Here is a 9,216-nt window from a genome sequence, read left to right as displayed (position 1 = left end):
CTGGGAGTGAGCGGGGGGAAAATTCAGGTACTTTTTCCCTGAAAATTAGGTAATTGACCAGATGAAAATCGGTAAAACCCTACACCCCACACCCCACACCCCACACCCTGCCCCCACGAAAAACTTTTTCAGCAAACCCTATTTATATCGTCATCAGAAAATATAGCAGTTAGCCGTCTATTAGATATTTTAGTACAAATGCTCGGACTTGTGTTCTAAATGTTCCACAAGTGCTTCGCCATCGTTCCGCTTATCTTAATGAGACCCCTGTTTAATACTATTTTTTTACCCTTAAGTATTTCTACTTATTTCTAAAGTTAGATGCTCCCGTATTTTCTTAAATGTATGGTAGAAGCATCTTGCCTTAGTCGGGATTAACCTTCTGTTAACTAAATTAACAGAAGGTTAATTAGATTAAGCTTTAGCTAATTAAATTAAATTGGCCTACCAGGGGTGACAAAAGTTAGTCACTGGTTCGCCCCTTCTTTGCTGTCAATTAATTTCAGCCTTTCTCACAACCATTCCCTAGGGGGGTTAAATTCATGTTTAAACTAGCTTCAGACTTTTTATCTTTAGATTTTCTCCGCCGACAAAATCAGAAAAATAAGCCAGAAAGTCAATTTAACTCTTTGCCAATTTCTCAAATCACGAAAGAGGGTAAAGTTTTAGCGATAATTCTCCGACGAGAGTTTAACCAAGAGGGGATTCATTTCCTAACTCCCGATGATTTTTCCCAACAGTTGGCCTATATGAGACACCCGACGGGAAAAAGTATTATGCCCCACGTTCATAACAAAGTACAACGGGAAGTATTTTTTACCCAGGAAGTCTTAATTATCAAAAGAGGAAAACTGCGGGTAGATTTCTATGATGACGACCAACAATATCTAGAAAGTCATATATTGAGAGATGGGGATGTGGTTTTGTTGATACAAGGTGGCCATGGTTTCCAAGTCTTAGAAGAAGTAGAAATGATTGAAGTAAAACAAGGTCCCTACGTTGGTAATCAGGATAAAACTCGCTTTACAGGAATTGAGGAAACTGTGGTTAAAATGGCGGGAGCAGAGATAGCATGAGTAGCTTTATTCCCGTCAATGAGCCACTACTTGCGGGCAAGGAAAAACAGTATCTTAACGAATGTATTGATAGCGGTTGGATTTCTTCGGAAGGTCCCTTCGTTCAGAAGTTTGAAGAAAATTTTGCCCTCGCTGTTGGGCGAAAGTATGCCGTTTCCGTGTGCAATGGTTCTATGGCCTTAGAAGCGGCCATCGTCGCTTTAGGAATTGGTTCGGGGGATGAAGTGATTCTCCCCACTTTTACCATCATTTCCTGCGGAGCTGCCATTGTCAAAGCCGGGGCGATTCCCGTGGTCGTGGACTGCGAAGCGCAGACTTGGAACATGGATATCGGGCAGATAGAGGCAAAAATCACGCCCCGCACTAAAGCGATAATGGTGGTTCATATCTACGGATTACCGGTGGCAATGACTCCAGTTTTAGAATTAGCTCAAAAATACGGTTTAAAAATTATTGAAGATGCGGCGGAAATGCACGGTCAAACCTATCAAGGTAAACCCTGTGGTAGTTTCGGTGATATCAGCATCTTTAGTTTCTATTCCAACAAACATATTACCACCGGAGAAGGGGGCATGATTGTCACCAACCAAGAGGATATTTTTGAGCGTTGTCGTTCCCTGAGAAATTTATATTTTCAGCCCCAACGACGTTTTATTCACGAAGAACTGGGCTGGAATCTGAGGATGACTAATCTGCAAGCGGCAGTGGGTTTAGCACAATTAGAACAGCTAGAAACTTTTGTCCAGCGCAAGAGAAAAATGGGCAGACGCTACAGGGAATTATTGCAAAATATCCCCTGTCTAGAATTGCCTCTACCTCAAACTGATTATGCCGAAAATATTTATTGGGTTTATGGTGTTGTTCTCAAAGATGAGGTTAACTTTGATGCTATGGAAGCGATGAAACGCCTCAAAGAACATCAGATTGGTACGCGTCCTTTTTTCTGGTGTATGCACGAACAACCGGTATTTCACAAAATGGGATTATTGCAAAATGTTTCCTGTCCCGTGGCTGAAAGACTGGCGCGCAGGGGTTTTTATCTGCCTAGCGGTTTAGCTCTCACGGACGAGCAAATTGAGCGAGTGGCCCAAGCAGTTCGGCAAGTTTTTGCTGAGGCTGAGTAGGGATGAAAAATTGATGAAAATTTTTTGAATAAAAACCGACTTTTATGATAATTGGCACGGAGTTTTTATCTTGGGTAGTAATTGCCTCTGGCTGCTTTTATTCCCTATATCTATGTATTTCAGTTCCCAAGGATGTTTTTTTTAATGGCGATGGGGCGCTGAAAGCTTTACTAGCTCGTCAGCTAAGTAGTGGTCAATGGCGATTTGACTTAGTTGAGCGCGCAGAAGCTTGGGTTACTCGTCTTTGGCAAGAGGGTTTATACAGTTATCGCCCCCCTTTTGTTTACTACTTAAATCAACGTTATTATATCTCCTTTCCTTTTCCATTCTCTTTGCTAACTTCCCTTTTTTATAAACTTTGGGGTTATCGTGGGTTTTACTTGATTCCCCTCCTATCAATTTGGGTATTGTGGCTCAGTTTTTCGAGAGCAATTCCCGCTTTTTCGCTAGACAGTTGGGGTGGTCTTTTGGGATTAGTTATTTTGATTTTTGCTTCTCCCTTAACTCTATACAGTGCCATATATTGTGAACATACCCTCGCTGTTACTTTAGGATTTTTGGGAATTGTTATCGCTTTTTTTCTACCCGATACAGCTAATAGTGGCTGGCTGCCCAATTTATTAGGCGGATTTCTAGTGGGTTTATCAGTATGGTTCCGCTCCGAATGTCTGGCCCTAGTGGCAACTTTAACTTTATTAGTTTTCTTGGGTTTAACTCCAGAACAAACCTCAATTTTTGCTTGGTATTCAACCGAGCAAAATCTTAATGTTTATGATTTTCTGCTAACTAATCGAATAGCTTTTAGTTTTGTACTAGGTATGATTGTTAGTGTGTTTTTACTGTGGTTGTGCAATAAGTTAATTTATAATCGTTTTCTAGGAGTTCACGCTCTGTTAGTCCTTGAGGAGTTTTCTTGGAAAAAACGTATTCAAGAAGCCCTGACCAGTTTTTATCAGTTAAATAGCTCTTTTTTGCTGCATTTTCCTATCTGTATAATTCCCCTAGCTTACTTGCTCACTTGGAGCGGCCAACAATTGAATGTTGCCAAGGATATTCCCGTAACTTTAATTAGTATAATGGCGATTATCATCTTGGCTATTCTCGTCAATCTTCGCCAGCAAGGAATGGTCAAAACCAAGGCGTTAGTCAAGGACAATATCATTTACTTTCTGATACTTTTAGCTAGTTGTTATCTATTTGACATCGCCAATATATCTCTAGATAAACCAATGCTTTTTGTCTATGCTCTCTATTTTATCTACACAGTAGGGGTGTCTTGTTTAGTCGATATTGCCCCGGGAGAAGTCATGGTGGGAGGTAAACAATGGGGACCGAGATATTTATTGCCTCTTATCCCCTTTGTTACCTTATTAACGGTGGAACAAGTAAAAATTCTAGGAGCGAACCAAGAAGTTTTACTAGCCAAGGGAAGCTTGGTTTTACTGTTAATCTTACTGGCAATAGCTGTCTATAAAAACATTTATCAAGGTGGAGAATTTTTCTATAAAACCCATCAGGGGATAGCACCAGCTATCAAAAGCATAGAAGAGAATCCTAATTCTATTGTTGTCTTTTCTCATCAATATGCGGCACAAGTTTTAGGTTTTGGTCTGGAGAAACAAAAAACTTTCTTCCGCGTGGAAGATAGTCAAGCCATGGTTAAACTATGCCAAGAATTAGTCAGTCAAGGATTGTCTAGTTTTCCCTACGTTTGCTATCCCTATCGCTCTTGTCAACTCTTACAATCCCCACCGGAAGAAATGGAATTTAGCCAAGATGGACAAAAGTTTCAAATTGGCATAAATCGCTCTGGAATCATTGGTAAGTATCCTTTCTATGAAATAGTTATATCTGCTTCTGAGACAGGTTTACTAGCCCAAAAATCTGAGGATAAGCCCACAATTACTCCAGCAGCTAATGATTTAGTCTGTACGATTTTACCCACTTATAACGAGCGAGATAATATTAGTCAATTAATTGAACGTTTACTAGCTAGTGTTCCTAGTCCTTATTTAGTGCTAGTGGTGGATGATAATTCTCCCGATGAAACTTGGCAGATAGTAGAAGATTTAGCCAAACAATATCCCACTCCTCCCCAAGATTCGCAATTCCAATCGGGGGTAATTTTGTGTCGCAGAATCGACGAGAAAGGGTTAACTTCGGCTCTACAGAGAGGTATTGACGACGCAATTAATCTGTATGGGGCTAAAATTATTACTTGGATGGATTGTGATTTGTCTATGCCTCCAGAAGATGTGCCGCAATTAATCACACCGATTCGAGCTAAAAAAGCTGATATGGCCGTAGGTTCTCGTTGGATTCCGGGGGGTGATGATGTTGCCCACGGAGTGATGGCCCGGATGTTAAGCTGGATTATTAATCGCATGGCCATCGTGATGCTAGGCAATCAAGTTCACGACTATACCAGTGGTTTTATTGCCGTTCGTTCTCAGGTTTTAGAAAAAATTCGCTTAAAGGGAGATTATGGAGAATACTGCATTGATTTATTAACCCGTGCCAATCGTTTAGGTTATAAGTTAGTGGAAGTTCCTTATCTTTGCGTTCCCCGCATTTATGGTGAGAGTAAAACTGGAATTAATCTCTGGGATTATTTGTCAAAAGGACGGAAATATGTGGTCACTATTTGGCAATTGTGGCAAGAAAGATAAGACAAGCATCTCTTTTTTTAACTAGAATTAGTGATTCTGTAGTTATCCTCTAATTGTTCAACTCTAGGAGCTAAAGTTATGAAGAAAATGTTTACTTTTTGGCCTTGGTTAGCTACCGTTGGTGTGGCCTGGTCTTTGGGGTTTTTTTATAACGTACACTACGGGGGTGAATTAAAGTGGCTCCTACAAATGTACGAACAAAAAGTATCTTTTGCCAAGCAGATAGATGCACCGAGACGAATAATTTTTGCGGGGGGGTCGGGAGTACAATATAGTATTAACTCTCAATTCCTCGAACAGGAGCTAAAAATCCCAGTTTTTAACTTTGGTTTACAGGGAGATTTGGGATTAAATGTCATCTGCCCAATTATTTTAGAGCAGGTACGTCCGGGGGATATAGTAGTTCTCATTCCTGAATATTTGATGTTACTGGATGATGATGGTATTGGTTATGGTGATGGTTTATTTGGTTCGGTTCCCTTTAGTGTTGCTATTGGAAAACCGGGTTTAGGAAATATACCCTTAGAACAATTAGTTTCCGAGACTTGGTTAATGGGAGTTCCTAGTTTACGCGCTATAGTAAAAACTGCTGTTGATGTTATGCAAACAGGAAAAGCTAGGGGTTATTTATCAGATCCAATCACAGAAAAAGGAGATCCTACCGTAGTCAAAAAGCGTACAGGTAAATGGTGGGCTAGAACATTCGATCAACCTATTTCTCAATACTCCCTCAAACGCATCGCTCAATTTCAAGAGGAGTTAAAAGCTAAAGGTGCTGATTTAGTAGTTTCTCTCTCTTGGGTTTATGCTAAGACGGATGAAACTACTGTAAAAAATGTTAAAAAAACTATTGAAGAATTGTCTAATATAGTACCTTTAATCTACAATCCAAAAACTCTTAATCTGCAAACAGATTCTAGTTTATTTGCCGATACCCATGAGCATTTATTACCGGAAGCAAGAATAAGACGCTCTAGGGAACTGGTGCAACAACTGCGTCCTATAATTCAGGGAAAAACTACTCAAAATCATCGAATTATTTCTATTCTCAATCGATAATTGAAAATTAGATAAAACTTTTGTACTAGCAGTAATTTGGGATGGAGATAGCAGGGAATTGATTTAACCGGCAAAATTACCGTAAATTTCCCTGAATTTATTCAATTTTATTTTTTGGAATTGTTCTTCCTTCAATAAAGGTTCTTTTCCTCTCGGATGTTCCTGACTCTTTTTCTTGAGATTTTAACTCCTTCTTTTCCTAATTCGTTAAAGCTTTTGATAATTTGGGTTCTTCGGTTTGTGTTATGCAATGGACGGGAGTTATAAGGGGTGAAACCCTTATATAGAAAGACATTGCTTCGATTTTTGCCAATTGTTTTCAATCTAGAACGAGCTAATCAATTAAGTCTTTTGCCAGATAAGGATTTAGCCGATTTTTGCCCCCTGATCGAACCATACCAAGTAACGAAGAACCATAATTTTAAAACTATATTGATGATCTAATCCGAGAGCTACTGCCGCATTTTTGATTGTCGATCCTCAAGATATTTTACCTAACCAGTGCCATCTTTTTGTTGCCACCGAATCTTGACTTGCTTTATATCTATCTTTCATTTGCTCTGAACTTGGATGTGCGGCTAAGTAGGCTTTTTTGGGCATTTTATCTCCTCGTCCTTACTCTTCTTATGATACTAAATCCGGTTATTAAAGACTGATTATTTATTCCTCCTGTTGCCTCTTGCCTTTTGCCTTTTGCCTGTCCTAATAAGTAGCCTATACTCAACGGATTTAGTATGATAACAGGATTTGCTATTACCCCTCGCTCAAATTTGTGCTACTATGGAAGGTAATATCGAGGATTTAATTTCTTGGCCTCCTAGTGCTAATCATTGGGTAAAACCCTTATAATTACTAGAATATGAAGATAAGCTGAAAGATTCCCCGTTTGCAATTATTATGTATGAATAATGTTATTGACCATGATCGTTTATTTAAGGAATTAATTGCGACTTTTTTTGTTGAATTTATTCAGTTGTTTTTTCCTGAGATTATTAATTATTTAGAGCCTAATCAGATCACATTTTTAGACAAAGAAGTCTTTACCGATGTCACGGAAGGAGAAAAGTATGAAAGTGATTTAGTCGCCCAAGTGCAATTTCGAGGACAATCATCATTTTTCTTAATTCATCTAGAAGCACAGTCTAGCTCTCAACCGGAATTTAATCGGCGAATGTTTACTTATTTCGCTCGTCTGCATCAAAAATTTGCCTTACCAGTTTATCCGATTGTCATATTCTCCTATGATCGTCCGCAAAAAGAAGCAATTCGTCAATACAAAATTGAGTTTCCTGACTTAAAAGTGTTAGAATTTAACTATCAAGTTGTCCAGTTAAATCGCTTGCATTGGCGAGATTTTCTCAATCAAGCTAATCCCGTCGCCGCCGCTTTGATGGCCAAGATGAAAATTGCCCCTCGGGATAGAGCAAAAGTTAAGGCACAATGTCTAAGATTATTGGTAACATTAAGATTAGATGCCGCTAGAATGCAATTGATTTCAGGCTTTGTCGATACCTATCTCAATCTCAACTCGTTCGAGGAGATAGAATTTCAACAGGAGATTAGCACATTTATTCAACCCGAACAGGAGGGAGTTATGCAGATTACCACCAGTTGGATGCGCCGCGGTTTAGAACAGGGTTTAGAACAGGGTTTAGAACGGGGTTTAGAACGGGGTTTAGAACAGGGTTTAGCAAGAGAAAGAAATCTAATTGTTCGTCTGATTAAACGTAAGTTAGGAGATATTGATGTGGATATAGAGAGTCGGATTATGACCTTGAATATTGATGATCTGGAACGAGCGGGGGAAGCTTTATTGGATTTTTCGACATGGGAGGATTTAACTAATTGGTTAAATGCTTTAGATGCTTAGTATTTTTCTCTTAAAATTCACAGAAGGCTATTGATGTTATGGGTGTAACTTTTGAAAATGCCATCCAACAAACTCAAGATTTACTAAGTCAAATTGAGTTTTTAGATGCCAATGTAATCACTGAAAAACTTACTGATCTAGTCTCAACAGAAAATGGAGCTAGAGGTTTTTTTGTTACTTACTTAACCAGCGATTTATCCTATAGTGAATATCCTAGTTTAGAAGTAATCACTGCTTTAAAAACTTCCCCGATATTTGTCAATGAATTATTAGTCAAAAATCTGGCTATGTCCACGGCAATGGTTATCTATCATCGCGGTCAAGGGGACGAAGAAAACGCCCAAGGTTCTGAGAAAGTCCAAGAAAAAACTGGTCAACTAATTAAGCAGTTATTATCGCCTGCCTTGGAGGAAAAATTACAACAATTAGCCACCAGTTTAAACGCGGGACAAGGAGAATATCAAGCCTTTCTAGAGCGCTGGGGATATGACGATTGCCAACGTCAAGCGATCGCAGAAATCATTCAACCTTTTCTTTAGTAACTAGGGGCTGCTGAAAAAGTTTGTTGGTGGGAGCCTGGTGTGGGGTGTGGGGTGTGACCGATTTTCAGGGAAAAAGTAGCTGAATTTTCCCCCCGATCACTCCAATGTCCGACACTTTTTGATGTCCAAAAAGTCCAAAAGTCTTATCCAACAAGGTTTTTGGATTTATTCAGCCGGACTTCGGTATTTCTGAGTCAACTTCCGGGAGGTAAAACCCCAAGCCGATGATGGGATTTGAACCCACGACCAATTGATTACGAATCAACTACTCTACCACTGAGCTACATCGGCACATTGCCAATTCCCGATTATATCACGGACAATAGATACACAGCTAGAAAATTTTTTTTATGAGCAAATCCCCTCGACTCGATCCCCAAAAATACGCCCGCTTGAAAGCGGAAGCGGCCAATCCCTACCGAGGTCTGCGGCAGTTTCTCTATCTCGGTTTAGGGGCATCCGGTTTTATCGGTGCGGTGGTTTTTCTGGCCCAATTAGCGGCAGCAAGGGACGTAGCCACCGCTTTACCCAATTTTGCCCTACAAATTGGTGTGGTGGCCCTGATGATTTGGTTATTTCGTCGGGAAAAAAAAGCTGGCGGTTGAGGGAGTAGCCACCGATAGCCAAAACGGTCTCTTTCCCTGGAGAATAAAAGTTAACATTAACTCCCATCTTTCTGTGTTATGATCGAGGCGAGAGTCAAGATTGGTGTTCAAGTTCGTTTTCAGTATTAACTCGGTAAGTCTTTTACTTTAGTATTGTTCGGCTTCTCCCTGAATTTTGTGTCTCCACACCGTTTCGAGTATTGATCGAGGATTCAAGTATTATGTCTATTTTTGTTGGTAATCTCTCTTACGAGATTTCCCAAGAAGATCT

Annotated in this window: 7 protein-coding genes and 1 tRNA gene; 7 read left to right on the top strand and 1 reads right to left on the bottom strand. The window is 39.7% G+C overall.

Translation table 11 applies throughout. The annotated features are described in order from the left end of the window. The first annotated feature begins 542 nt into the window (after window positions 1–542). The 6 genes from IM456_RS14350 to IM456_RS14325 all read left to right on the top strand — a co-directional run bounded on the left by IM456_RS14350 (window position 543) and on the right by IM456_RS14325 (window position 8,337). On the top strand, window positions 543–1,076 hold the full coding sequence (locus IM456_RS14350) for a cupin domain-containing protein (protein ID WP_149985959.1): 534 nt from the start codon (window positions 543–545) through the stop codon (window positions 1,074–1,076). Then, entirely contained in the window at window positions 1,073–2,200 is a 1,128-nt protein-coding gene (locus tag IM456_RS14345) for a DegT/DnrJ/EryC1/StrS family aminotransferase (protein ID WP_002800922.1), read from the top strand. The genes IM456_RS14350 and IM456_RS14345 overlap by 4 nt, the downstream gene beginning before the upstream one ends. Before the next feature lie 44 nt (window positions 2,201–2,244). Further along, complete coding sequence (locus tag IM456_RS14340; RefSeq protein WP_287692988.1) at window positions 2,245–4,869, top strand: LA_3751/LA_3752 family putative glycosyltransferase; 2,625 nt, start codon at window positions 2,245–2,247, stop codon at window positions 4,867–4,869. Window positions 4,870–4,947: 78 nt separating this feature from the next. Continuing rightward, window positions 4,948–5,928, top strand: coding sequence for a hypothetical protein (locus tag IM456_RS14335; RefSeq protein ID WP_149985957.1), 981 nt, complete (start codon window positions 4,948–4,950; stop codon window positions 5,926–5,928). A 901-nt stretch (window positions 5,929–6,829) separates the two neighbouring features. Then, entirely contained in the window at window positions 6,830–7,798 is a 969-nt protein-coding gene (locus IM456_RS14330; RefSeq protein WP_147069945.1) for a DUF4351 domain-containing protein, read from the top strand. A gap of 38 nt (window positions 7,799–7,836) precedes the next feature. After that, the gene (locus IM456_RS14325) at window positions 7,837–8,337 is read left to right on the top strand and encodes a sll1618 family protein (protein ID WP_149985956.1); all 501 of its coding nucleotides are present in this window, start codon (window positions 7,837–7,839) and stop codon (window positions 8,335–8,337) included. A gap of 222 nt (window positions 8,338–8,559) precedes the next feature. On the opposite strand, the gene IM456_RS14320 is transcribed toward IM456_RS14325, so the two are convergent. Further along, window positions 8,560–8,631 (bottom strand) — tRNA-Thr (locus tag IM456_RS14320). Between the two features lie 59 nt (window positions 8,632–8,690). Between IM456_RS14320 and IM456_RS14315 the strand changes: the two genes are divergently transcribed. Then, the gene (locus IM456_RS14315) at window positions 8,691–8,945 is read left to right on the top strand and encodes a DUF3493 domain-containing protein (protein ID WP_149985955.1); all 255 of its coding nucleotides are present in this window, start codon (window positions 8,691–8,693) and stop codon (window positions 8,943–8,945) included. The last annotated feature ends 271 nt before the right edge of the window (window positions 8,946–9,216 follow it).

The organism is Microcystis sp. M079S1, from assembly GCF_020246425.1.
GTDB classification, from domain to species: Bacteria; Cyanobacteriota; Cyanobacteriia; order Cyanobacteriales; family Microcystaceae; genus Microcystis; species Microcystis aeruginosa.
The sequence above is the reverse complement of the archived record's forward strand: the minus strand, read 5'-3'. Positions and strand labels throughout refer to the sequence as shown.